General features: G+C 37.9%; 23 protein-coding genes and 2 pseudogenes. 9 read left to right on the forward strand and 16 right to left on the reverse strand.

Annotation, left to right across the window (positions count from 1 at the left end):
* Positions 1 to 40: 40 nt before the first annotated feature.
* Entirely contained in the window at positions 41 to 922 is an 882-nt protein-coding gene (locus G466_RS0103855; protein WP_084418723.1) for a universal stress protein, read from the reverse strand.
* 183 nt (positions 923 to 1,105) lie between these two features.
* Between G466_RS0103855 and G466_RS0103860 the strand changes: the two genes are divergently transcribed.
* Entirely contained in the window at positions 1,106 to 1,375 is a 270-nt protein-coding gene (locus tag G466_RS0103860; protein ID WP_026812463.1) for a hypothetical protein, read from the forward strand.
* A gap of 8 nt (positions 1,376 to 1,383) precedes the next feature.
* Here G466_RS0103860 and G466_RS0103865 read toward each other — a convergent pair whose 3' ends face one another.
* Positions 1,384 to 2,229: a universal stress protein gene (locus tag G466_RS0103865; protein ID WP_026812464.1), complete on the reverse strand. Its 846-nt coding sequence runs from the start codon at positions 2,227 to 2,229 to the stop codon at positions 1,384 to 1,386.
* A 285-nt stretch (positions 2,230 to 2,514) separates the two neighbouring features.
* Between G466_RS0103865 and deoC the strand changes: the two genes are divergently transcribed.
* From deoC to G466_RS0103890, 5 genes are all read left to right on the forward strand, one after another.
* Positions 2,515 to 3,159, forward strand: a complete 645-nt coding sequence (gene deoC / locus G466_RS0103870; RefSeq protein ID WP_026812465.1) for a deoxyribose-phosphate aldolase — start codon at positions 2,515 to 2,517, stop codon at positions 3,157 to 3,159.
* Positions 3,160 to 3,170: 11 nt separating this feature from the next.
* Positions 3,171 to 3,869, forward strand: coding sequence for a purine-nucleoside phosphorylase (deoD, locus tag G466_RS0103875; protein ID WP_026812466.1), 699 nt, complete (start codon positions 3,171 to 3,173; stop codon positions 3,867 to 3,869).
* 104 nt (positions 3,870 to 3,973) lie between these two features.
* Positions 3,974 to 4,618, forward strand: a complete 645-nt coding sequence (locus tag G466_RS0103880) for a SanA/YdcF family protein (RefSeq protein WP_308427483.1) — start codon at positions 3,974 to 3,976, stop codon at positions 4,616 to 4,618.
* 105 nt (positions 4,619 to 4,723) lie between these two features.
* Positions 4,724 to 5,974, forward strand: a complete 1,251-nt coding sequence (locus tag G466_RS0103885) for an NRAMP family divalent metal transporter (RefSeq protein WP_026812468.1) — start codon at positions 4,724 to 4,726, stop codon at positions 5,972 to 5,974.
* Positions 5,975 to 6,160: 186 nt separating this feature from the next.
* Positions 6,161 to 6,355, forward strand: coding sequence for a hypothetical protein (locus G466_RS0103890; RefSeq protein ID WP_026812469.1), 195 nt, complete (start codon positions 6,161 to 6,163; stop codon positions 6,353 to 6,355).
* A gap of 68 nt (positions 6,356 to 6,423) precedes the next feature.
* Here the strand turns inward: G466_RS0103890 and G466_RS0103895 are convergent, their stop codons facing one another.
* From G466_RS0103895 to G466_RS0103920, 8 genes and pseudogenes are all read right to left on the reverse strand, one after another.
* The gene (locus G466_RS0103895) at positions 6,424 to 8,364 is read right to left on the reverse strand and encodes an OmpA family protein (protein ID WP_026812470.1); all 1,941 of its coding nucleotides are present in this window, start codon (positions 8,362 to 8,364) and stop codon (positions 6,424 to 6,426) included.
* A 19-nt stretch (positions 8,365 to 8,383) separates the two neighbouring features.
* Positions 8,384 to 9,385 carry a PorP/SprF family type IX secretion system membrane protein gene (locus G466_RS0103900; protein WP_026812471.1) on the reverse strand — a complete coding sequence of 334 codons (1,002 nt, stop codon included), beginning with the start codon at positions 9,383 to 9,385 and terminating at the stop codon, positions 8,384 to 8,386.
* Positions 9,382 to 11,715 carry a T9SS type B sorting domain-containing protein gene (locus G466_RS24670; RefSeq protein ID WP_373296586.1) on the reverse strand — a complete coding sequence of 778 codons (2,334 nt, stop codon included), beginning with the start codon at positions 11,713 to 11,715 and terminating at the stop codon, positions 9,382 to 9,384. Before G466_RS24670 ends, G466_RS0103900 begins: the two co-directional genes overlap by 4 nt.
* A 42-nt stretch (positions 11,716 to 11,757) precedes the next feature.
* Positions 11,758 to 12,033, reverse strand: a pseudogene (locus tag G466_RS24675) (Calx-beta domain-containing protein); the annotation flags it as partial.
* A 21-nt stretch (positions 12,034 to 12,054) separates the two neighbouring features.
* A pseudogene (locus G466_RS24680) lies at positions 12,055 to 14,259 on the reverse strand (Calx-beta domain-containing protein); the annotation flags it as partial.
* A 247-nt stretch (positions 14,260 to 14,506) separates the two neighbouring features.
* Complete coding sequence (gene fabD, locus G466_RS0103910) at positions 14,507 to 15,394, reverse strand: ACP S-malonyltransferase (RefSeq protein WP_026812473.1); 888 nt, start codon at positions 15,392 to 15,394, stop codon at positions 14,507 to 14,509.
* Positions 15,395 to 15,626: 232 nt separating this feature from the next.
* Positions 15,627 to 16,136, reverse strand: coding sequence for a gamma carbonic anhydrase family protein (locus G466_RS0103915; protein WP_026812474.1), 510 nt, complete (start codon positions 16,134 to 16,136; stop codon positions 15,627 to 15,629).
* Between the two features lie 194 nt (positions 16,137 to 16,330).
* A complete protein-coding gene (locus G466_RS0103920) occupies positions 16,331 to 17,323 on the reverse strand; it encodes a PorP/SprF family type IX secretion system membrane protein (protein ID WP_026812475.1) in 993 nt (330 codons plus the stop codon).
* Positions 17,324 to 17,441: 118 nt separating this feature from the next.
* Here G466_RS0103920 and G466_RS0103925 point away from each other — a divergent pair, with 118 nt between their 5' ends.
* From G466_RS0103925 to G466_RS0103935, 3 genes are all read left to right on the forward strand, one after another.
* Positions 17,442 to 18,347, forward strand: a complete 906-nt coding sequence (locus G466_RS0103925) for a NifU family protein (RefSeq protein WP_026812476.1) — start codon at positions 17,442 to 17,444, stop codon at positions 18,345 to 18,347.
* Between the two features lie 70 nt (positions 18,348 to 18,417).
* A complete protein-coding gene (locus G466_RS0103930) occupies positions 18,418 to 18,618 on the forward strand; it encodes a dodecin family protein (RefSeq protein ID WP_026812477.1) in 201 nt (66 codons plus the stop codon).
* A 171-nt stretch (positions 18,619 to 18,789) separates the two neighbouring features.
* Positions 18,790 to 19,614: a mechanosensitive ion channel family protein gene (locus tag G466_RS0103935; protein WP_026812478.1), complete on the forward strand. Its 825-nt coding sequence runs from the start codon at positions 18,790 to 18,792 to the stop codon at positions 19,612 to 19,614.
* Here the strand turns inward: G466_RS0103935 and tsaB are convergent.
* Genes tsaB through G466_RS0103965 form a run of 6 tightly spaced genes read right to left on the reverse strand, consistent with a single transcriptional unit; the run spans position 19,611 to position 26,037 of the window.
* On the reverse strand, positions 19,611 to 20,282 hold the full coding sequence (gene tsaB / locus G466_RS0103940; RefSeq protein ID WP_026812479.1) for a tRNA (adenosine(37)-N6)-threonylcarbamoyltransferase complex dimerization subunit type 1 TsaB: 672 nt from the start codon (positions 20,280 to 20,282) through the stop codon (positions 19,611 to 19,613). The genes G466_RS0103935 and tsaB overlap by 4 nt on opposite strands.
* 18 nt (positions 20,283 to 20,300) lie before the next feature.
* On the reverse strand, positions 20,301 to 21,641 hold the full coding sequence (locus tag G466_RS0103945) for a TolC family protein (protein ID WP_026812480.1): 1,341 nt from the start codon (positions 21,639 to 21,641) through the stop codon (positions 20,301 to 20,303).
* 37 nt (positions 21,642 to 21,678) lie between these two features.
* Entirely contained in the window at positions 21,679 to 22,818 is a 1,140-nt protein-coding gene (locus tag G466_RS0103950; protein ID WP_026812481.1) for an efflux RND transporter periplasmic adaptor subunit, read from the reverse strand.
* Between the two features lie 31 nt (positions 22,819 to 22,849).
* Positions 22,850 to 24,112, reverse strand: a complete 1,263-nt coding sequence (locus tag G466_RS0103955) for an ABC transporter permease (RefSeq protein ID WP_026812482.1) — start codon at positions 24,110 to 24,112, stop codon at positions 22,850 to 22,852.
* A 1-nt stretch (position 24,113) separates the two neighbouring features.
* Positions 24,114 to 25,343 carry an ABC transporter permease gene (locus tag G466_RS0103960; protein WP_026812483.1) on the reverse strand — a complete coding sequence of 410 codons (1,230 nt, stop codon included), beginning with the start codon at positions 25,341 to 25,343 and terminating at the stop codon, positions 24,114 to 24,116.
* Positions 25,333 to 26,037, reverse strand: coding sequence for an ABC transporter ATP-binding protein (locus G466_RS0103965; RefSeq protein WP_026812484.1), 705 nt, complete (start codon positions 26,035 to 26,037; stop codon positions 25,333 to 25,335). The genes G466_RS0103960 and G466_RS0103965 overlap by 11 nt, the downstream gene beginning before the upstream one ends.
* Positions 26,038 to 26,453 lie beyond the last annotated feature (416 nt).

Below are 26,453 nucleotides of genomic sequence, written 5' to 3' on the forward strand. Positions count from 1 at the left end.
TAGACCAGAACAGCACCTACCATAAATTAGGAGGAATTTATTAGACCTTGTTTGTTGTACTTTCCTGGTCAGCGTAAAGTTTAACTTCGTTATAACTCATTAAGGGTATGGAGATATGTGATTCCATTTTTTTAACTAAACTCTTATGGAATATGCGTTGAAAGAATCCTTTTTTCTCTTTTCTTTCCAATAAAACCAAAATATCTGCATTAATCTCTTCCGTCAGCTTCCTTAGTTTAGCTTCGATATCATCAGAAAAAATAAGCTTGAAATCTATGTTTTCATAATCAACTTTCTGTCTCAACATTTCCTTAAACCACTCTAATTGCTGTTCCCCTGCGTATTCTTTTTCTGTAGATATATGCACAATTTCTATTTTAGCCTTTAGCAATTGTGCCATAGAAGCCAAGTCTTGAAGGGCTATTATATCGGCTTCCTCAAAATCGGTAGCATATAATATGGTATTAATAGATGCTTTTTCCTTACTATTTGGAGCAATCAATAATGGGCAAGTAACCTTGTCCTGAAGATCCTTACCAATATCCCCTACAAATAACCCTCGTTCCGAATGTTTATCCTTTCTTCCGATTACAATCAGGTCTGCCTTATGCTCTTTGGACTTCTCTAAAATTGCTTTGGTAATAGAATCAGCCTCAACAACCTCAAAAATAATATTTTTGGGATCAAATTTGGCCCCAATATGTTCCCTACAATAGGCTTCAAGAATTTCCTTTTGTTCTTGGATTACATGATACTCTATTTGTTGGATTGGACGGCTAACCGAAACCCTTAAAGGCTCCATACTATGCACGTAAAAAATTACGAGTTTGGCCCCTAATTCAACACTGAGATTATAGACATTTTTTAAAACAGGAACTTCACGCTCCGATCTATCGGTAGCGTAAAAGATAGTATTCATCATAACTATAGTGTTTAATCCTTAAATATATTGGATTAATATTTAGCGAACAATGATTTTGGTCATAAAGCATTAAACCAATGTAGTATTAGTTACTTATTAGTGCACTCTATTGTGGAGAAACAATTAAAAATATCCTTAATATTTCCAACCAATATATCATAAAAATTCATTAGATTCAGTGCCATGAAAGCAATAGCACAACTTAAAAATCCCTTATCTTCTTTGGAAGGGGAGACCATTAAAAACGTATTAAGTCCCATTTTTAATATCCAGATATTAGACATCGATCTGGAAAAAGGAAAACTCCTATTTATGTATAACAGCCGTATGGATTTGGTAACTACAGAAAAAATACTATTGGAAGCAGGTCTTCCTATAATATCTTATTCCATTCCCAATCGCATCCCTATAAACCATAGTGGGACTGACCCAGACAAAACCAGATTAGCCTAAGTATATCGCTATCGCTCAGTTAATACCAAAAGTGGGATATTGGTATGGAAGCCCATCCTTTTTACTACCGCCTCTCGGGTAAGTTTTTCGAAAAAACTATGGCTATAATGGATCAACGCAATTATATCAGCTGCGTTGGTTTCAGCGAAATCGGAAATGGTATCAGCTACATTGCCTTTAAATTCAACCTTGTGAAAACTATGATCAATTGCCGAAAAATATTTTTCCAGTAGCAACGTATTTGTGGCTTGTAAATCATTGAAGATAAATTCCGTTCCAACCTGAAAAATATAAGTTTCCGCTTTCCATATCCTCACCAGTTCCAGCATTGGATTTAATTCTGAAGCCTCAAAATAATTGAGGAAATTAGTTGGAAAAGCAACACGTTTTAGACGCTGCAGGCTATACTCTTTAGGAACAACGATTATGGGTCTATTCCTTATGGACATTACTACTTTAACCGAATTGCTACCTACAAACACTTCTTTGGCCCCTGTTGCTCCCGTTGCCCCCATTATAATACATTCTATATGATGGGTGTGGATAGTATCTTTAATGGCATTTAAAAGATTATTTGCGATAGAAATTTTTTCGAAAGTATGATTTGGGTTCTTGTGATTTTTCCTTAGATAATCTATGATTTTATCCAGTTTCACCTGCAATTGTTTACTCATGGATTCATAGATCACCCCTATCCTTTGTTTACCATTACCCTCAAGTAGATTAGCTATATTTGGTTCATAAGAGTTTAAAACAATAAAATGACAGGAAAAATCGGCATACAGCTTTAATGCAGTGAACATTGCATTCCAGGCACTTTCTGAAAAATCTGTGGGCAAAAGAATTATTTTCATCGTTTTATTTTTTATGGGTTAAACCCCCTAACTTTAAGTGACATTCAAATGGGGTTTAGCATAATTCTGAGTTCCCTTACACCTCAATTATCTACCAGATCAATGTTATATGGAATTAAAAAAATCGTCCATTTATTCATTACAAAATAGCTTATTACCACGTTAAAGTTCATGATATTGACCAGTCCTAAATTTCAGATAGATGGTTGACTTATATCATATAAATAGATGAAGGAAACACTTAGATTTGAAAGCAATAAAAAGAGTAACAACCAAAGAAATCAAATGCAACTCCAAAAATATATTGACCACACACTTTTAAAGGCGACAGCTATCGAGGAAGATATTCTAAAGTTATGCGATGATGCGCTGAAGTTTAATTTCATTGCCGTCTGCATAAATGGTGCTCATATTCCGTTGGTAAAATCCAAATTAGGTAATTCCTCAATTAAAATAGCTACAGTGATAGGATTTCCTTTAGGGGCTATGTCTACCAAGGCGAAAGTTTTGGAAGCAACAGATTATATAAATCATGGTGCCGATGAAATAGATATGGTTATTAATATCGGCTGGTTAAAATCAGGAAAATTATTGGAGGTAAGGAACGACATTTTCGAAGTAAAATCTGCCATAGGCACTAAGATATTAAAGGTAATTATAGAGACCTGCTATTTAACGAAAGAGGAAAAAAAAATAGCTTGCAGATTAGCCGTAGAAGCCAAGGCCGACTTTGTAAAGACCTCCACTGGTTTTGGTCCTGGCGGGGCTACTTTTGAGGATGTTATTTTATTTAAAAAAACGGTTGAGGATGCTATTAAGATAAAAGCTTCTGGAGGCATTAAGGATAAGGCCACAGCTCTAAAATATATTGAACTGGGTGCCTCCAGAATAGGAACCTCCTCTGGGATTACTATGATGGCGACTAAATAAAACAAAAAAGAATGAGTTTACACATACATGCAGCGGATGGAGAAATTGCAGAAACAGTATTATTACCAGGAGATCCATTACGCGCCAAATGGATTGACGAAACCTTTTTAGAAAATCCTTCCTGCTACAATAATATTAGGGGTATGCTTGGATATACAGGCACCTACAAAGGAAAACTCATTTCGGTTCAGGGAAGGGGTATGGGAGTCCCTTCAGCTATGATCTATTACTATGAATTGATTCACTACTACGGGGCTAAAAATTTAATTAGAGTTGGGACGGCCGGTGCGCTACAGAAGAAATTACAACTAGGGGATATAGTTTTAGCCATGGCGGCATCCACTATTTCAGCTTTCAATAATAAGATTTTTGCACATTCCCATTTTGCCCCAATAGCCAGTTTCCAATTGCTACAAAAAGCGGCCAATTACGCGGAAAAAATGAAATTACCTTATCTGGCAGGAAATATACTTACTTCGGATATTTTCTATAACGACGATCCTGAAGAATACAGAATATGGGCTAAATATGGCGTCCTTTGTGTTGAGATGGAAGCAGCAATCCTATATAGTTTGGCAGCAAAACATCAAATTAATGCGCTGGCCATTCTTACCATATCCGATTCTTTGGTAACTGGTGAAAAATCTACCAGTAAGGAACGGGAATCTACTTTTGCTAATATGATAGCGCTAGCCCTTAATATTACTTAAAAATCAGTTCTTTATATCCTAGATTATGCTTTTCATTATTTTTTGAATCCTCATCGACAATCTCCACCATTTCCAAACATAATACTTACCTTTAAAAATGATTTATGGGAAGAATGTGGAAAAAAATTGGCTATGCCCTTCTTACTTTAGTAAGCTGCTTTTGTCTTGTTTTAATTGTATGCAACATTATCATTGAGATAGCCGGTAATGGGAAGACTTATGAAAATGTGAACGACATTCCGAAAAATAAAGTAGGATTAGTTCTTGGCACTTCCAGCAAGATTATTGGCGGCTCACCTAACCCTTATTACACCAATAGAATAAAGGCCACTATTGCCTTGTTTAAAGCAGGAAAAATAGATTATATTTTAGTGAGTGGTGATAATGGCACTCCCTATTACAATGAACCACTAGTCTTTAAAAAAGATCTTATGAAAGGAGGAATTCCTGAGGAATGCATCGTTTTGGACTACGCGGGATTTAGAACTTTGGATTCCATGATGCGCGCCAAAATAGTATTTGGTTTAGATAAGGTAACTGTGATATCACAAAAATTCCATAATAAACGAGCCATTTATTTGGCTGAGAAAAAAGGATTACATGCTATTGCATACAATGCGGGAAATCTTCCTTTAAAATATGGTTTTAAAGTTCAGGCTAGAGAGTATCTGGCGAGAGTCAAGGTTTTTATAGATCTGGCCCTAAATACCCAACCTAAATTTATTGGCAATAAGATTTTGATAGAATAAATGGCAGAAAAATTAATCTTTAACATCCTTTTCTGTAATCTAAAAATCATCCAGCGGTAGGTACCATCTAAGATTTATTTATATTTACCTATAGAAAAGCCAAGCATGTCTGCCGTTAAAAAGTTAATTAAAAATCTTGGTCCTGGGCTCCTTTTTGCAAGTATGGCCATAGGGACTTCCCATCTAGTGTTATCTACCAAGGCCGGGGCACAATATGGCTGGATTATGATTATCCCGATTATGCTGGCAAACGTACTTAAATATCCATTTTTCGAATTTGGGGTGCGTTACACAAATATTACAGAAAAAACACTAATAGAGGGATACTTAAATAGAGGAAAGGAATATCTCATATTTTATTCCATTATCACGTTTATTACCACTTTCACCATTTTAGCAGCCTTATATGTGGTCACTGCAGGTTTACTAGTCAATTTACTTAAATTATCCCCAGATACTGTAAGTCTGGCCGCAGGCGGACTCTTTGTGCTTATATCCCTCTTGCTTATACTAGGACGCTATCGCCTACTAGAAACTTCCCTTAAATTTGTGGTAACTATTTTATTTGTTGCATTGATTGCCACAACTACTATGGTTATAATAAATGGGAAAGTCGCTAACAACATCAATTTTGCACCTCTACCGATATTTAATGAAGTAGGAATCTTGTTTTTAATAGGACTCATGGGATGGATGCCTACCACGGTAGAAGCTTCTAGCTGGGTTAGCTTATGGACCGTGGAAAAATTTAAAACCTCCAAACAAAAGCCCAGTTTAAAAGATGCTCTATCCGAATTTAGGTTTGGGTATTTTATAACTTCTATACTTGCAGTATTCTTTCTTATAATAGGATGGTTTACCCTTTATGGAACAAATACTGAACTAAGTGGAAATGCAGTTATTTTTGCAGACCAGTTGGTACAAATTTTCACTAACAGTATTGGGATTTGGGCCTATATATTTATTGCTATAGCCGCCTTTGCTACCATGTTCAGCACCTGCCTAACTGCGCACGACGCCATTGCTAGGGTAAGCGTGGATGCCCTAAGCCTTTTGCTTCCCGGCGCAAGGAACATTAAAAAAAGGGGATTGCCCATTGCCATAATTCTGTTAGCAATAATAAATTTTTTAGTGATCACTGTATTGGCAGCCAATATGGGATTGCTGCTCTCCATTGCAACTTTTATATCCTTTGTTGTGGCACCAATAATTGGTTATATGAATTTAAAAAATGTAATGAGCCAGGAAATTCCCGAGAAATATCGACCAAAGAAAGGTCTACAACTATTAACATATTCGGGTATCCTATTTCTAAGCTTATTTTCTCTCTATTATTGCTGGATGGTGCTGTTCTAATAAAATCTCCTGTCACTACTATTTAGTTAGATTGGCCTTACCTCAATTATAACATAAGTAATATCCACCCAACAATCAACTGATTATCAATGCAGTTAAATTTATTTTAACACATCATTAACATCATAGATTTGTAATTGGCAACTGTATCCCTAATCTTTGCCCTCAATGCAAAGGACTATAACCATGAAATTGATTACAGTAACCAGAAATACCAAGCAAGAAAAAAGATTTACTCAAAAGATGGGTATGCTATATACCAATGTAACTTATATTAAAAAAGCTATTTTTGGTATTATACCTATTACCACCATCCACAAATACAGAGAGACCTACTACGGTAAGGTAAAAGATTGCGACCAATGTGTCTTGAGCAAATAATTTATTGGTAGTTTTTCTGAATACTGTTTTCACCTAAGAAAATATAAGCGACATTCCTTTTCTGTAGTTTACTTTAGACCAAACAGTTCGTTGTAATTTAGGATTATTATATTGGTTCTTTCATTTCTGTTATGCAACATTTCTAAACAAAACACCCCATTTTTACAATTGTTCAACAATTGCTCTTCCCCATATCCTACTGATTCTATAATGTTATTTTCAGGAACTCCTTCTTGCATCAAATAATCTTTAATGGCATCGGATCTCCTATTTGAAAGATTAATATTGTAGCGATTACTTCCCCTACTGTCTGTATGCGACTCTATTTTTAATTGTAGTTCTGGAAAACTATTTATAGCAGCAACAACTTTATCCAATTCTCTGCTTATTTCTGGTGTTACATTATATTTACCTTTATTAAAGAAGAACTTATTAAGTTTTATCACATTTTGTTCTTCATGCTCGGTAACGATATCATCAATAGAGACCATTTCTAAATTGAACTTGGCTGTATCGACAGTGTCTAATGAAGCAGCATCAAACTGCTGTTTATACGTAGAATACCGCTCTTTTATTGCTTTAAGGATAACATTATCTCTCCATGGTATTTCCAATTCATAATTTCCATCCCTATCTGCAATTACTTCTTTAATAATAGTCCCCTCATTATCCAATAAGCTAATTACAGCTCCATCAATTCCAACGCCATCATTGGGTTTTTTAATCGCTCCCTTTAATGCCAACGTCTTTAGACCAGGTTTTTCATCCATATGAAATCCGTAGATATCATCATTCCCTTTTCCCCCAGATCTATTTGAGGCAAAATACCCCACGAATCCTTTAGATTCATCCAATTTTATAATCATACCAAAATCGTCTTCAGCAGAATTTATTGCAGACCCCAGATTCACGGGAATACTAAAGTTGTCGTTTTCCTGTAAATTCGACCTATATATGTCCATCCCCCCTAAACCATAAAATACATCCGACGCAAAATAGAGCGTATTATCAAAAATAAAAGGTGCAATTTCATTTCCAGGAGTATTAATCCTTGGTCCTAAATTTACAGGAGAAGACATAATTATTCCATTATTAGTGTGTACATAATAAAGATCGGTTCCCCCGTAGCTATCGTCAAAATTAGCCGCAAAAAAGAGTCTACCTGTAGCCCCCTCATAAAAAGGATAATGAAAAGAAGTATCTAAATCCCTAAGAATATATGTGTGTGAATCTACTCCACTACTCATACCGATGGACATGGCATTTTTTCCTTTATCACTAAAAAGTAATTGCTCGCCATCTGCATTGGATAGACTGTAAAAAATACGATCTAATTCCGCAGCGTAATAAGGGGTAGACTTATGAAATGGAGAGTCCATTAGTCCTTCAAATTCCTTAACGGCGTTCAAATCCCCTTTAGAATCCACCTCAGCTTCATATATATTAAAAAAAGCCTCTCCAGATGGGTTGTATACCTTCTTGGAGCCTCGTGGCCGCCCACTGGAGAACAATACCTTATCATAAAAAAAAGCGGGGGAGAAATCGCCCTGACTACTATTAGCGCTTACATTGAAAAGCCCATAATTAGGTGCTGGTTTTGATTTGGATTGAAGAAGTTCATAATTAAACTCTGCATTTTCCAAAAGCTCCCCTGAAAACACGCTATTATTATCACTCAAAAACGTTTTCACCTCCTCCATGCCCGAAGTTTTGGCGATGGATTGCAGCAACCTATTAAAATGACTTGGGGACATAATGGTGTCCTTCTTAAAAATATCCACATAGATCTTAGCAGCATTTTTATAATTGCTCATCCTTAAATAAGAATCTGCCAGATTTAGGTACTGTTGATTGGTAAGTGCTCCTTTTATCTGTTCCTTTTGATATTCTTCTATGGCAGTCCTATAGGAATACTCAAAAAATGCAATATCACCCTTAGAACGCTTTTGCTGAGCAAAGCATAGGGAAGGAATAAATAATAACAGTAGATATAAGTTACTGAATCTCATGACACTATATTATATAATTTTAGAAAAACCTTGGACTATCAATCTGCTTTGGCTTTCCTTTTGATTTATTATCCTCATCTTCCTCGGAATTTAAGCTACTTTTACCAATATAAAATTTCAAGATTACCTCGTGCGAGCCTTGACTGTATTCCCCTAAATTAGTGGTATTATAATCATAGGAATAACCTAAGAAGATAGTGTTGGATATTTGTAGTCCAGCAAGTCCGCTTAATGCATTGTCCCATCTGTAAGAGGCCCCCACGGTAACTATATCACTAATTAAAAAATTGGTAGAGAGATTTACGTTCAAGGGAGCACCTTTTAAATGATTGATTAAAAATGCCGGTTTAAATTTTAAATTTTCGGAGAGGTCAAAAACATAACCTCCAATGAAATTAAATTGCACCTTATCTTCCACTATATTAGCAACTTCATCAGCATAGATACCTTCCGTAAGGAAATTAGGTATAGACCAACCCAGATACCAGTTTTGTTGATACATGAACATACCTGCTCCAATGGTTGGATAAAATTTATTAAACGTATCTTGTCCATTCAAAAGGGGTTCGTTAGGGTTTTGAAAGTTTCCTTTACTATAGTCAACATCTAACAGAGATCCCCCAGCATCTATTCCAAAAGACAGTTTAGTATTCTCTGAGAGTTTTACCTGAAATGAATAGGCTAAATCTATATAGGTTTGGGAAGTTGGCCCTAGTTGATCGCTTACTACATTAAACCCTAATCCTTGTTTTTTATTAGCAAAAGGAAGGTTTGCCCCTAGCCTGAGCGTTTTTGGAGACCCTGGAATCCCGGTCCACTGCACCCTATATAGTCCCGAAATGTCTGGCCTTTCCACCGTGCCAACATAAGCGGGGTTAAAACTTCCAATATTGTACATATATTGAGTGTACTGGGGCTCTTTCTGCCCGTATGCCATTAGCGTTGCCAACAACAAAAACACAGCGCACAATCGCTTACAATTTCTTAAATTATAAAATCTGTAATGCATAGTCTTTTTCATCTAATGATTTGGATCCAACCTTTTTTAATAGCTGTTCCATCACCTAGGTCGAGGATATAAAAATAAGTTCCTTTTGGCAAATCTCCCTTTTTCCCTGTTCCCCTCCAATTATTTCTATATCTACTTGTCGCAAAAACTTCATTACCATAACGATCAAAGATCTGAAGCCTATTTTTGGGATAATCTTCAATACAATTTATATGAAGGTGGTCATTATTCCCGTCTCCATTAGGGGATATTAAATTGAAAAGAAATCCGCAGTCTTCGGGAGTCACCTCTCCTACGGCAACCGTAACGGCAGCAGAATTATTTTTAGGATTTCCGTCCTCCGGAAAACTATCTACGAGGGTGGCTACATTTGTAAACCTACCCTCCTGTGGTACAGCTACGACAATCGTGAGGGTCTGCACCTCTTTTTCCATCATCTCTTCCAATTCCCAGAGGCCACTTAGTTCATCATACACTCCTGCAGATGTAGTACTACTTATGTACTGAAAGCCATGGCTAGAATCTATAAGATCATTAACCTGTATATCCGTTACCATAATAGTACTTAAGTTGGTTAGGGTTATGGTAAAAGTGATTTCATCCCCTATACCTGGGTTTTTCCGATTCACCTTCTTCTTTATTTCTAGGTCTACAATACAGTTTGCAGCATCTATATTAGGATAACATGCATCCAAGGCATCTATAATTCCATCGCCATTGGTATCTATGGGATTGTTTAGATCTGGACCAACCTCCTCTCCGTCTGGAATGCCATCTCCATCCGTATCTGGGTTAAAGGGATCTGTTCCCAGGACATTTTCGTCTCTGTCAAAAATACCGTCCCCATCACTATCTACAAAGCAATTGCCTACTGAAATAGTTACTTCCACACTTACCTCCTCACAAGGTGCAACCGCTGTATCAGTAGTAAATTTAAAGGTATATTCTCCTATGGAGGCGCCTTCAAAATTCACCTTATTATCTGCACCTATAGTGACCGCTCCGGGAGGAGTCCCTACTATGCTCCACTGTCCAGTTGCTACTCCACTTATCCGAGTGTCGTCTAAATCTACAACAGTTGCTCCCTCCCCTATTATATTACAGGCAACCGTATTCTCTGTAGTACCCACCTTAACAGGTTCTTGCACGGTAACTGTTACCGGAACGCGGTCTGTGGTACATCCGTTGCCAGTAGCTTCTACGTAATATACTGTTGTAGTATCATTACGAGGAGTGGTAAAGCTACTCCCTTCTCCAATTGGATCTATGGCTGTTTCTGAAGCATACCAAAAAAGACTACCGTTATCGGAGGCAGAGGCCGTAATAGTTGCTCGACCCCGACCGCAAATGGACGTACCTTCAGTATCCAAAATTTCTGGAGGAATATTCCTTACGAGCGTGACTTCTAAGGGCGGACTTACGCAACCTGTTCCCTTATTGTAAAGATAACCATAAAACGAAGCTGCAAAATCTACAATACTACTTTTTCTCCTCGCCCCTACATTGGAAAAGTCATCGCTACTACTCCACACTAATTCATAACCCGCTGGAATGGGAGTAGTTGTATACTCATTTAAATCCTGATTAAAATCGGAACAGAAAATAGTAGATACATCGGTATTTATCAATGGGGCCTCTATACAGTTATCGTTATCTGTTATGGTCCCTTGCCCGCGATTTTTTATAATTTTGGCAAGGCCTGTAGCATTCACTAAATTAACGTAAAACGTTTTGGTTCCTTCGGCTACATCATCATCTATTATAGGAATATTAATAATTTTCTCCTCCCCCTTAAACCCTACAAAAACAAGGTTTCCGGATCTACTTAGGTAATCGCTTCCTGCAATTGCAGTGTTGTCCGAAGTGGTGTAAGTGACAATGGTCCCCAATAACACGGCAGCATTTAGGGTTACGGTAAATTTTGCTACCCCAGCACTTTCTTCAACCACTACATCGTTTATAGAAACTCCAGCAACATCATCATTGGCAATATTTACAGTGGCTTTATTGGGAAACCCAACACTATATCCCGCATCCGGTAGAAGGGTAACTTCTACAGTTTCGAAATCCGCTTCTACTAAGTCATCATTAATTGGTGTTACGGTTATAGTACTTTCAAATTCGTTATTGGGTATAGAAACAGTTCTAGAAAGGGCAATATAATCGTCTCCTTCCGTAGCCGTACCTTTTACATCATAGTTTATAACGATAGGTCCTCCAGAAGTGTTTGTCGTATTTAAAGAAACTGTAAAAGTTCCCGATTTTAAAGGGTTTTCTGACGCATCTTCATCTGTTGCAAGAATAGTTGCGATATAACTATCATCGTTTAGTATGGTCCCAATGGACTTGTCTTTGCCGTCTTCAAAAACATAATTTAAAGGGGGAGCAGTGAGCGTTAATGTAAAAGTCTCATCTTTTTCTACTGTAAAGTCACCTTGGACCTCTATTGTTATAATTGCCGTTTGAGAGCCCGCAGGAAATGTAACTACACCATTAGGAAAAAAGCCTCCAACAAAATCGGCACCATTAACCGGATTCTTACCACTTGGCGAAACACTATAACTTATATCCACTTCATCATTGGCATTCCCAGTACGAGTTACTGTAAAATTAAATTCAGTTACTTCTTCATCGCCTTCTTCAAGGCTTACACTTTTCACTATAGATATTACATTAACATCATCATTCTGAATAGTTCCCTGTGCTGTGGTTTTTGCACCCAGCTCATATCCTGTACTAGGATCACTAAGGGTTACAATAAAAGTTTCATTGGGCTCCACATCGGCATCTCCCTTAACCTCAATTTCAATTGTTGCACTAGAAGAACCGGCTGGAAAATTCACATTCCCCGCTGGGAGGGAGTTTCCAACGAAATCTGCCTTAGTAGCAGGGTTAGTCCCTGTACCGGTTACCTTATATTTTGCAGTAGCAGCAGCAGTATTATCTCCAGTTCGGTTTGCGGTAAACGCAAAAACCGAAGTCCCGGAATTACCCTCTGGAAGAACCACATTCGCTGCCATGGTCATCTTTTCCAAATCATCGTTTACGATAGTACCCTGAGCAGTGGCCTTACCTAACACATAACCACTACTAAGCCCACTTAGAGTCACGTTAAAATTTTCATCTGGCTCCACATCCGTATCACCCTTCACGTTTATCGTAAAGGTAGTAGTAGCAGCCCCAGGCGCAAAATTTACTGGTCCTGTAGGAAATGTGTTATTAGGAAAATCCGCCGTATGGGCAGAATTGGTAGATCCGGCAGATACGGTATAGGTAGCACTTGCCCCAGAACTAGCATCCCCTGTGCGGCTTGCGGTAAAAGTAAAAGTGGTTGTTCCAGAATCCCCTTCCTCCGATACAACATTATCACCTATGCTGATTGTATTGCTATCATCGTTCAGAATTGTTCCAACCGCGGTAGTTGTTCCAATACTAGTATTCTTAGGATCAGAAAGGGTAAGCAGAAAAGTCTCATCAGGTTCGGCATCAAGGTCCCCTTTTACATTTATTGTGATTAACACCTCAGGAACCGCTACCTCAAACTCAACTGCCTCCTCAGGGAACCCTCCTCCTTCAAAATCCGCCGCATTGGCCGGATTGCTCCCAGTACCTGTTACCTTATATTTTGCACTGGCTAGCTCAGAGAGATCTCCAATTCGGTTAACCTTAAACTGAAATGAAGTTAGCCCTGTATTCCCCTCATTTAAAGACACATCGGAAGCAAGTGAAATTTCACTATCATCATTTTCTATGGTTCCAATAGCTGTACCTATTTCTATATTTGCATTTTCGGAATCGCTAAGATTTACCACAAAAGTTTCGTTGGCTTCATAATCTAAATCTCCTTTGACTTTTATGGTGATTGTCTTTTCTAGTTCATTCTTTTTAAAATCTACTTCCCCCTTCGGAAAAGTATCACCCTCAAAGTCCGCCTCATTAGCCTCATCCGTCCCACTGCCTATCACAGCATATTTCACTTTTGCCTTATCAGAGACATCGCCTTTACGGTTAACTATAAACTTAAAATCCGATGTACCCGAATCACCCTCTAATTGGGAAACATTTCCGCCTAATGAGATCTCAGTATCATCATTTAAAATAGTATAGGTGGTGGAATTAGGAGTTATAATGGAATTGACATTCCCACTTATAGCGCCAATGTTCAATATGATTTCTTCCGCATCTTCCACCGCATTATCATTAAGGATTGTGAGATCTAGCGGAAACGGCTCATTAACATAAGCGCCTGGAGGAATTGTAATTAGTTTATTATTAAAGGAAAAATCGACGTCTTCCGTTGCAGTACTATTGCCATCTACTTCTATTGTAACGGAGGTAGAGACATCCACAACATCACCATTTACTATCAAACCTGGCAAATTACCACCCACATTTTCAAAGTCTTCACTACTCACCGTTGAAAAGGCTACGGAAGCATCGTTGTCTTGGATCGTTATCGTTGTTGTATCTTGAATAAGACTTATGAACCCCTCATTAGCATTATCTACCTGAATAACTATTGTTTCAGGGCCTTCCACCAGTAAATCATCCTTTATTGTGATATCTACATTAACAAACGAATTTATTCCTGCTGTTAGTTCTACGGTAGCACCAAAATCTTCATAATCGTCTCCTAGTGTTGCGGTAGAGGAAGGTAATATTTTTAAGTCCACCGTAGAATCCCCCACAAGAACACCTAAGCAGGAAACTCTAAATCGAGCAGGAGTCGGTCCATCCTCTGAACCATCGTTTACAGCAGAGATAGAAATAATTTGCGCCTGTGCCAACGCTCCAAATAGTAATAAAGATATAAGCAAAGACCACATAGATAGGCCTTTAATCATTTTAGGAAGGAAAGTTGCTCTCAATAGGGTATCCATTTTCATAATTGATAATCTCTGTAAACAAATCCGAACATGATTGGTAATATCGCAGAAAGGGACTGTCAATATTACTAAAAAATAGCCCTCCCCCCTAACAAACTAGGGTTAAATAAGAAATTATCAGATGAACGGTAAATTACGGTTAGCTGTGGTCGTTCAAGCTTTTAATTATAAGAGGCAAAGACAGACCCATTAACTATATAGTAGTCGTCCATTCTTGCCTCTTAGAATTATTATACTCAGTAAATTATTATCCTTCTACATTGGCGGATTCTGTATGTGCATCAGGGTGAATTTTCTTAACCAATCCCTGCAAAACTTTACCTGGTCCAATTTCCGTAAACAGGGTTGCACCGTCGGCCACCATTTGTTGCACACTCTGCGTCCATTTTACCGGAGCCGTAAGCTGCGCAATAAGGTTTTCTTTAATTTCTTGGGGATCCGTCACTCCCGTTGTGGTCACATTCTGATACACTGGGCAACTAGGTGTATTAAAAGTTGTGTTTTTTATAGCTTCAGCTAATTCTTCTCTTGCAGGCTCCATCAAAGGCGAATGAAAAGCACCTCCAACGGGAAGTACCAATGCTCTTTTTGCACCGGCTTCCTTCAATTTTTCACAAGCCTCTTCTACAGCGGCAAGTTCCCCAGAAATTACTAGTTGACCAGGGCAATTATAATTTGCAGGTACTACAATACCGTCTATTTCCGAACAAATTTTCTCTACAACAGCATCTTCCAATCCTAGTACTGCAGCCATAGTACTTGGTTGCAATTCACACGCTTTTTGCATTGCCAACGCTCGCTGTGACACCAATTTCAAGCCATCTTCAAAACTCAAGGTGCCGTTGGCCACCAAGGCTGAAAACTCACCCAAGGAATGGCCCGCGACCATATCTGGCGCAAAACTATCCCCCATTATCTTACCTAAAATAACAGAATGTAAAAAAATGGCTGGTTGCGTCACCTTAGTTTCTTTTAAATCCTCTGGTGTTCCTTCGAACATCAAATCCGTAATGGAGAAACCTAAAATAGCGTTAGCCTTTTCGAACATCTCTTGTGCCAAGGGATAATTTTCGTAAAGATCCAATCCCATACCTACAAATTGGGCTCCCTGCCCCGGAAATATATATGCTTTCATATTCTAGTAATTTTAAATTTATATTATTAAAGTAAGTGCATCATTTAAATGAGAACAACACCTACTCTATTTCAAATTTTAAGATGCAAAAATAAGATTATTTGACTTATTGTCCTTACCGATGGACTCTCAGTTAATGTAGGGTGGGTTTAAAAATGCCTATTAGCTTAGGGTAATCCCATGAGGCTAAGGAGGAACACTACCCGTATTTTTTACAGACCCAATTATAAAGCTACTCCTTAAACCAGTTAGAGTACTTCACATAACTATCGGCAATCCTATTAACCTCTCCTTCGCTTAATTCTATGCTAATATCTTTAATCTTTTTCGCTGGCATCCCCGCAAAAACGGTCCCCGATGGCACACGGGTTCCTTTTGTAACCACCGCTCCCGCTGCTATAATACTATTGCTTTCAACAACGCAATCATCCATTACAATACTCCCCATTCCAATTAACACATTGTCGTGAATCGTACAGCCGTGAACAATGGCGTTATGCCCTATGGAAACGTTGTCTCCTATTGTGGTAGGCGATTTAAGATATGTACCATGGATTACCGCACCATCCTGCACATTAACCTTATTGCCCAGCTTTATATAATGTACATCTCCGCGGATTACTGCATTAAACCATACACTACATTGTTTTCCCATTGTAACATCGCCAACTATTGTGGCATTCTCGGCTATATAACAATCCTCTCCAATTTGTGGAGATTTCCCATTAACTGCTTTAATCATATTAGTTTTTTTAGTATCTCGATTTCCATCAGAAAAATTCAATTATAAATCTGCAGCTACACGCTAAAGCGATGGTATACCTCAGCCTTCCATACTATTTTTGATAGTACAAAACTATTCAAAATAAGCTGTAGTTTTCTGTAGAGGGCGAAGAAAACCAAAATCCACAAAAAAGAGAAATGATAATAACGGTACTAATAGTTGACCGCAGGACACTTACAATCGTATCGTTTTTCTTTTTGACCAAAATCGTAACCTAGAGTTAGCTGATGAAATCCTCCGTCATGGAATCTTAAATCGCCCATCTGATAGGAATAGTTGTAAGAAACCAAGAATTGCTTATAATTGACCCCCACAATGGGAGTAATTAACTGCAAATGCTGATTCCCCACATATATTTCGGTTTGGTATTGTGTCCCTTCTAAACTTCGGCGATAGGAAACACCGCCCCAAACCGTTCCAAAATCCACCCGTTTATAGGACTTTAAGTTTATATCAATCATTTTCTCCTTTGTAAATTCAGTGTACTGGAATAGGGTAGAAGGCTCAATCTGCCAATCTCCTTTTCCAAAAACATAACCCAAAGAAATTAGATATTTTCTTAAGTTATTAGCCTCTACTGCAGAGTAAAGGTCCCTTCCCCTCCCCAATAGATTGTGCACAGCAGCATGGGCATAGAATTCCAGAAAATTATAAGATATTCCCAAATCCATATTAATATAGCCCACACTATTCCTAGAGCCTGTGACCAAAGGGTCCGGAACCACAGAAACAAAGGCTGTTTCATCCAAGTTACTTTGCTGCATTCCAGCACTAAGTCCAAAGGACAATTGATTAAGGCTACGAAAATCTGAACCCAATTGTAAATGGTGGGCATAAGTGAGTTCAAGACCGGTTTGTGAGTGATACCCATTGGCATCATTAAAAAACAGCACTCCTAAACCAGAACGATCCCCAACCTTAAAATGCGCATTAAGAGTTTGCAAATTTGGAGCTTCATCTACATTAAACCATTGTTTCCTTAAAGTGGCCCTAATTTTTCCACCTTCGCCTATTCCGGCCATAGAAGGATATATTAGATAATAGTTGTCGGACAGATAATCAGAATAAACTGGAATGCCTTCTTGACTATAAGATGGGAAACCCATAGTAACAAGAATAATGGTGATCAGTATGTAATGTTTCATTTAAAATGTAGAGTAGATTAGCTGCATTGTGTAAATATGGATTGTATGATTTAAAGACTACTTTGATATATGAGCTATTACTTAGAAATCCTTTGTACTTTTGTCAAAAATATTCATTATGAAGGAGTTTATAATTACGGTTGTACCCACAAACAATCCGGCGATTTTAAAATTTGAAACTAATCATTTTCTCACAAAGAATCAGAATTACGAATTTAAAAATATAGACGACGCTAAAAATTCACCTTTAGCGCAGCAATTATTTCACTTGCCTTTTATAAAGACAGTATATATAGCTGGTAATTTTATTGGTTTGGAACGTTTTAATATTGTGGAATGGGATGATGTAAAAGATAGCGTGGCCCAACAATTGACCGACTATTTAAATGCAGGAGAAGTTGTTGTAAAAGAGGAGGAAGACAATAAGAAGAAAGTAGCAGTAACCGTTTATGCGGAAGTTACCCCCAATCCTTCGGCCATGAAATTTGTTACCAACAAAAGAATAGTTCCTACTTCGTTCGAATTCAAAAATATTGATGAGGCAAAGGATTCAAAATTGGCAAAACATTTGTTTACCCTGCCTTTCGTAAAAGAAGTTTTCTTTGATGAGAATTACGTATCTATAAACAAATACGATGTGGTAGAATGGGACGAAGTCACATCTTCCCTACGCGAGATAATTCGAGACTTTCTTGCTGAGGGCAATGAAGTAGTATCTGCAAGCAGCATACAAAAACAACGTACAGAATCTCCCGCCTCAAAAATGGAAGACGCTAACCTAGACGATACCTCTAAGCAAATTATCGATATTTTGGAGGAATATGTGAAACCAGCTGTTGCGTCCGATGGCGGAAACATTATGTTTAAATCATATGAGGAAGATACTAAAACCGTAAATGTAATTTTACAAGGGGCATGTAGTGGCTGCCCATCCTCTACCTTTACCTTAAAAAATGGAATAGAAACCATGCTAAAAAACATGATGGGCGATAAAATAAATGAAGTAGTCGCCATAAACGGCTGATTTTCTTACCACTTTAAGGTTTTCCCCTTTTTATTTGCTAACTTTAAGAAAATCCAAAAATTTATATAATATGGCAATTTTAAAAATTATCGAAGTTCTAGCAAGTTCTAAAGAGGGATGGGAAGATGCAACGAAAAATGCAGTGGAGCAAGCTTCCAAAACCGTTAAGAATATTCGCTCTGTATACGTTAAGGAACAAAGTGCAACGGTAAGCGATGGAAAAATAAAGGAATATCGCGTAAATGTTAAGATTACATTTGAAGTGCAATAATCCTATAAGTTTTACAGAAAAAAAGCGCCATTTACGGGCGCTTTTTTTATGAAGTGATTTATTGGAAATGTTATTAAAATTTGTACCAATGAGCAACATTAACAATTGTTTGGAGCACAATACTTGGCCTCCTAAGGGATTTTTATTTGTTTTGTAAAAAAATTAAGATTTATGGATATTATTACAAATTACGAAGAACACTGGGATAAAGCAGTCGATTTTATGTGGGAGGCTCTTCCCAGCCTCGCCATGGCCATTATTATTTATTTCTTAGGAAGTTGGGCCATAAAATTAATCAACCGATTGGTCCGTAAGTTTTTTGATAAGGCAGACTATGACCCTTCGTTAGAATCTTTCTTGCAAAGCTTTATAAGCATAGGCCTTAAAATTATGCTATTCGTAATTGTTATCACCCAATTGGGAGTAGAAAGCACTTCCCTTGTAGCAATTATTGGTGCGGCCGGACTTGCAGTAGGTTTAGCATTACAAGGATCTTTGGCCAACTTTGCCGGTGGCGTTCTATTATTACTGTTTAAACCTTTTAAGGTAGGTGATTTTATATCTGCCCAAGGGGTAGACGGTACCGTTAAGGAGATCTCTATATTTACTACTAAGCTTACTACATTTGGAAATCAAGTTGCCATTATACCAAACGGACAACTATCAAATAACAATATTATTAATTACAATGCCCAAAATACAAGAAGGGATAATATTATTGTGGGTATAGGCTACGATTCCAATATAAAACAAGCTAAAGAAATCCTATTACAGATTTGTGCTGAAGATGAAAACATCCTAAAAGATCCAGAACCACAAGTATTTGTAGCAGAATTAGGAGATAGTTCCGTGAATCTTTCCTTGCGTTTTTGGGCAGATACCAGCGTATTCTGGGCTGCACATTTCCACGTAATGGAAGAGTTAAAACTTAGGTTTGATGAAGCAGGAATAGAAATACCTTTCCCACAGAGAGTTATGCACAATGCAAAGGCTTAAGACTTTTTACTCTGTAAAATAAAATCTTTTAAATAATAAGGTTCAAAGTAGGCGACATCTTCAAAGTCACCTACTTTGAACTTTTTATTTGATAGTTCGCCCATTTCTAGTGCTGTTGGTAAAGCAGCTCTAAAAGTAAAGTTTGGGTGATTTAACATATCTTTACATTTTTCCGCACCATCACCTATTAAAAGCACAGCACCTTGTTCTGCATACTCCTTAAAATGGCCTTCTTCAACAATCTCGGCTTTAGTTTCCCTTATTTGTTCTCTCTTGGAATTGAATACCGCCGAATACACTTCCATCCTTCTAGCATCTAACAAGGGAATAACATATTTGTAGGTGTTTTGAATAGCTTGATTCGCTAAACTCTCCAATGTAGGAATGGAAATTAAAGGGATATCCAACGAGAAACATAATCCTTTGGCAGCAGACACCCCTATTCGCAATCCTGTGTAGGATCCAGGACCTTTACTTACTGCTATAGCGGAAAGATCATTAAAAGACAAGGAAGCCTCTTGCAAAGCTTCCTGTATAAAAATATGTAGCTTTTCTGAATGTGAATAATTGGGGCTGTTATCCTCCTTTAGAAGAATCAGCTTTCCATTCTTGGCGATGCTCACCGAACAATTGGTGGTTGCCGTTTCCAAATTTAAAATTATTGCCATATAGGCTACAAATATAACCTAATCCAAGGTTATTGGTAATCCAAAATAAAACTCAAGCACTTTTAATCTAAAAATATAATCGTATTTGGTCCTGATAAGCTCGGCCTCTGCGTTATCTACACGAGATTGCGCCTGACTATAGTCGAAAGAGTTCATTAAACCTACATCAAATCGGTCTTTAGAGTATTCGTACGCTAAACGTCTTGCTTCCAAGGTCTTTTCTGCTGCCTCATAGGCCTTGGCAAAACTAGTGACGTCCACATAAGCCTGATTGATATTGGTCTCTAGATCCAATTCATTTTGCTTATGCTGCAATCTAAACCTCTCCACATTAATTTTGGCTCGCTGCACTCCATTTCTGGTACTAAAACCATTAAACACGGGGATGTTTACTTGTAATCCGTATGAAATTCCATCGGTTAGATACAACTGATCCCCAAAAGGAATGCGCTCCCCTGTGGAAGGGTTTCTAAATTCACTTGAGTATTGGGTTCCATAATTAATAAAGGCACCTACGGTAGGATATACAGCTCCTTTGGCAATCTGAAGGTCCTTTAAAGCCAATTCTACATTAGATAAAGAAAACTTTATATCGTTCCTAAAAGTTAATGCTTTTTCGAATATGGATTTTGGAGTATTATCCAAAATATTTGAAGGTGGAATGTCAAATTCTTCCTTCGAAATATCAAAATTCTCATAGTCGGTAATTTGTAAAAGCTGCGCTAGATTAATGCGGGAAATCAGGACCATGTTTTCACCATTTACAATCTGCTGCTCCTGGTTAGCCAAGGTAGCCTCAATTTCTAACAAATCTCCCTGTGGAACCACACCGGCCGCCACCAATTCTTTAGATCTTTCTAGATCCTTCAGAGTTTCGGCATATTGTACACGAAATACTTTTAACGATTCCTTATTGGACAAAATTTGAAGGTAGGCATTGGCCACGGCCAACATTATATCTTCCTTCAAATCATCTAATCGATACTGGTTTGCCAAGGCATTCAATTTCGCCCTATTTAATCTATGGATGTTCCTTAGCCCATCAAAAAGGGTTACAGAAGAGCCAAATCCACCCGATGCCGTAGTAATTGTTCCGGTTACCTGCTGGTTTCTAGATTGATCCAAAACCAAACCGGAATTACCAGATATACGGCCGTTAACATTAAAGTTGGGCAACATATCACCTATGGCATCCGACCTATCTATTAAAGCGTTATCTAAATCTAGCTCATATTGCTCTATTGTTAGGTTATTGTCTACGGCATAAGTAACACATTCTTCCAAAGTCCAATTCTTCTTCTGAGCACTCATTGTCGCAAAGCAGAAAAGGAATATCCCTATAATACCATTAATTCTCATCTATACTAATTTTTTGGATTGATATTGCCAATTGGTCTTATTTGGTTTCTTCATCTTCTTCCTTACCTATTTTAATAGGCTCCGTCTTATTCCATATTTTCACCCTATCTTCCTCATTGATTCCAGATAAAATTTCCACGTTAACTCCATCGGAGATACCGATCTCAACATCACGTCTTTCAAATTTTTGCTCCTCAATTGGCCCCATGGCAATTTCCACAAAAGGTTTGTCCGTTGTTTTATCAAATTGCAATAGCGCTTCTGGAATAGCCATAACATCTTCTTTTCTTTCCAAAACCAAGGAGGCATTGGCACTATATCCTGCACGGATCAAGAAATCATCCTCAACGGTGACGTCACCTTCAATCTTAAACTGTACAGCTCCTGCTTCTTCAACCCCTTTTGGCGCTATAAATCTAAGTTTGGCATCAAATTTTTTATCGTTGATCGCTCCCAAGTTTATCTCTAATGGCATCCCCAATTTCAATTTACCAACTTCCCCCTCATCTACCTTACCTTCAAAGATCATAACACTCAAATCTGCAATTGTAGCAATGGTGGTCCCTTCATTAAAGTTATTGCTCTGGATTACCTGATCTCCTTTTTTAACTGGAATTTCCAAGACTGTTCCAGAAACAGTAGCTCTGATATTGGTGTTGGCAAGAGAGGAGCCCCCAGCAGAACCCACACGAATAATCTGGTAATCTGAGCGTGCATTTTCCAATTCCAAAACAGCCTGGTCATACCTTAATTTTTGAGTATTGTAATCTTGGCTCGAAATTACCCCTTTATCAAATAAGGTTTTATTTCTGTCGTATTCTATCTTAACATTATTTAAGGCTATTTCTGCATTTCTAACTCTTCCTTTTGCCTGATTAAGAGATTGCTCGTTAGGCACCACCTTAATTTTCGCAATAAGATCCCCAGCGGCTACTTTAACGCCCTCATTAAGAAATATCTCATCTATTATTCCAGAAATTTGTGGTTTAATCTCTACCTCGTCTTCCGGAATTACTTTCCCGGTGGCAACTGTTTTCTTTTCTATACTAGTGGTTATCGGGGTTTTCACCTCGTAGGATATGGCAGATTTGCTATTGGATTTTATAAAGAAGGCAGCCGCCCATAACGCTCCAAGTACCAAAACCCCTATTAGCACATATTTTACAATCTTATTCATTTCTATATCTATTTATTTGAATTGGTTTAGTTTATTCTTCTCTTAACGCGTCTATTGGTTTTATACTTACTGCTCTTTGGGCAGGAATTAACCCTATTAAAGTCCCTAGGATAACCATAATAGCCAAAGCGCCTATAACATAAGGTATGGGCACGGTAGGATTGGAATAAGGAAAGTCTAGGTCTTGGGTGGCATTATTAATAATAGTAAGCACTACTGCACCCAAAATAATCCCCATAATCCCTGCTGTCACGGTAAGAAATACAGATTCTAAAATGATTTGAGCGCGCACCTCACGTGGCGTAGCCCCCAAAGCCCTACGTACCCCTATTTCCTTGGTTCTTTCTTTTACTGAAATCAATAAGATATTTCCAATCCCTATCACCCCTGCTAAAATGGTAGCAATACCCACCACTAGCGATAAAAAAGTGAGCCCCTTGGCAAAACCACTAACACGACCAAAGATCTCTCCTAAGTTAAAAGATCCAAAGGCCCGTTCATCTTCCGGATTTACCCGATGGATAGACTTCAACAGCGTTTTAACGCTTTCTTCCACTTTCAGCACATCTGCATCATCATAGGCTGCAATAGAAAACCATCCCACATTATTCCCGCTGTTATATAATTTCCTGTAGGTAGAAAAAGGAATAAAAATATCGCCATCGCTATCAAATCCTCCTCCTTGAGAAAACTTATGCACGCCAACAACTTGGAAGAATACATTGTCTATCCGTATAAATTTCCCAATAGGCATCTCTCCCTTTTCAAACAATTCCTTTTCGGTACGTTCCCCAATAACGCATACTTTTCTTGCTTGTTCTATATCTGCATCATTGATAAATCTACCGCCATCATATATTTTTTTTGTAGTAATTTTGGTAAATACTGGAAAGTCCCCATAAACGTTATAACTACCAAATTTCTGCCCTCTTACTATTGTCCCTGGCGCATCTCCAAACACGCCTCTTACATTCCTAGGTGCTATATATTGTATTTCCGGAATCCTATTCTTTATACTAGTAGCATCCTCTAACTTCAACTGTATAGGCCTTCCCGTTCTAAACCCCTCATAGGGCATACTAGTATTTTGCGCCCATACGAACATACTGTTCTTGGCAACGTTCTCAAATACCTCTTCAAACCCATTATCCATTCCTTTTGCGGCACCGGAAAGGGCTATATAAATAAAAATCCCCCACAATACCCCTATTACGGTAATTATGGTCCTAGTCCTATTTTTCCCAATAGAACCAAATATCTCCTGCCATGTATTAGTGTCAAATATAAATCGCATATTATTCGTCTCTTAAGGCTACAATTGGTTTGATATCAGCTGCTCGTTTTGCTGGAATATAGCCCGCAATGGCACCGAATATGATTAAAAGTACCGTAGCGCTAATGGCCATCGTGATATCAATAAAGGGATTGGTTATAAAATAATCCTTAAGCTTATCACCCATAAAGTTTAGTACGGCAATTCCAAGGATCATCCCAATAAATCCGGAAATAGTAGTAATAAATACGGATTCCAATAGTATAGAGCTAATTACGGATTTTGGTGTTGCTCCCAAGGCTTTTCTAATTCCCAATTCCTTGGTACGTTCTTTAACCACAAATACCATGATATTACTAATTCCTATAATTCCCGCTATAATGGTTCCAAAGGCAACAAAGGCAACAATAATTTGTAGCACTCTGGCAAATTGCTGGTTTTGCTTCAATTGGTCCGCCACGTTTCTTATAAAGAAACCGTTTTGATCTTCTGGGCTTATGTGTTTCTTTTCTCTAATGAACCTACCTAAACTCTTGTCTAGCGCCATAGCTCCCACGTACCCAATCTCTGGCTTAAACCCGACTATAAACTGATCTATTTTATCTGTGTTTTTTTCAATGAGCTGCCGAGTGGTATAGGGCATATAGATTAATCGTTCTTCGTTGTCGCCCCCTTCATCCTGAAACACTCCAATAACCCTAAAGGCTATACCGGCCACATCAATATATTCACCAATTGAATTCTTTGTGCCAAAGAGGTCCTGCTCTACCAACCTACCGATGACCACATATTTGGTTCTGTTCTTAATATCCTCACTATTTAGGTAACGCCCCTTCATCATTATTGTCTTTTCTGCATATTGATGCGCCGGTCCCACTGCCCGTGTAGTATAGTTATTGGATTCGCTTTTATACTTTACCAATCCCCCTCTGGTAATCCTAGGAGTAGTGTACTCCACGAACATAGCAAGATTTTTTTCTATATCGACCAGGTCGGAGTTATCAAACTCAATTGTCCTATTGGATTTGTACCCTTTATATGGAATAGTAGTACGTCCTGGGAACACATAAAGAACATTGGTAGCATCGTCACCAAAAAAGTCATCAAAGGTATTGATAAGGCCATTCCCCATACCAAACAAGACCACAAAGATTAAGATCCCCAAAGCCACGGTAAATCCCGATAGGAATGTTCGAAGCTTATTCTTTTGAATAGTATCGAAAATCTCCTTCCAATTATCACTACTGAACATATTGTGACGCTCTTACCTGGGTTATTTTTTCGTCCTCTATAATAACACCATCCTTTAAGTGAACAATTCTTTTACACATTTTAGCAATATCTGGCTCATGGGTAACGATTAGAATAGTATTCCCCGCATCGTTAATTTTTTGGATCAGGTCCATCACCTCATAGGAAGTCTTACTATCTAGTGCCCCTGTTGGCTCATCGGCCAGCAACACTTTTGGCTCTGCTGCCATGGCCCTAGCGATAGCAACCCGTTGTTTTTGTCCACCGGACAATTCACTTGGCAAATGGCCCGCCCATTCCTTAAGACCTACTTGTTCCAAATACTTTAAAGCTTTCTCTTGGCGTTCCCTTCTACCCACCTTTTGGTAGTACAAAGGAAGCGATACATTTTCAGCTGCTGTTTTGTAATTGATTAAGTTGAACGATTGAAAAACAAACCCCAAAAACTTGTTTCTATACTGGGCAGCCTTGGTTTCATTCATGTTCTTAATAGGCACTCCATCTAAGGTATAAGATCCCTCGTCCAGCACATCCAGCATTCCTAAAATATTGAGAAGAGTAGATTTTCCAGAACCTGAAGAACCCATAATTGCTACCAATTCACCATCTTCCACAGAAAAATTAATTCCTTTTAACACATGGAGGGTATTACTCCCCATTTTATAAGATTTATGCAGATCTTTTATTTCAATCATGTTTTTTAATGAATTAGCTGGTTTTGGTTGCTACAAGTATAAGACTAAGCATCCTTTTAAATGTTACATAAATATTCGAAAATTATGATAAATTACCAATAAACTATTGATAAAGAGAAGATTAAATTATAAAATAAATTTAACATCTATGCTTTAACATATACCACAACCGACAATCTTTCCCTGCGCCGATTAATTTTCGGATTCTTATCTATTATGAATTACGTCTTGCCTTACTCGTAAAAATACGAATAAGATCTTGACACCGAAATGATTTCTCTCACCTATCCCACTATTCATTACCAATTTACATAAGGTGAAGATATCCAATGAATAAAGTAATTCAATAATTCCACCCAACTACAAGAAATATTAAATGGAATCTAATTTGTTTTTGATTTAAGAAAGGTAAGTTA

Origin of the sequence: Arenibacter certesii DSM 19833, assembly GCF_000429545.1 — a bacterium.
Taxonomy (GTDB): Bacteria; Bacteroidota; Bacteroidia; order Flavobacteriales; family Flavobacteriaceae; genus Arenibacter; species Arenibacter certesii.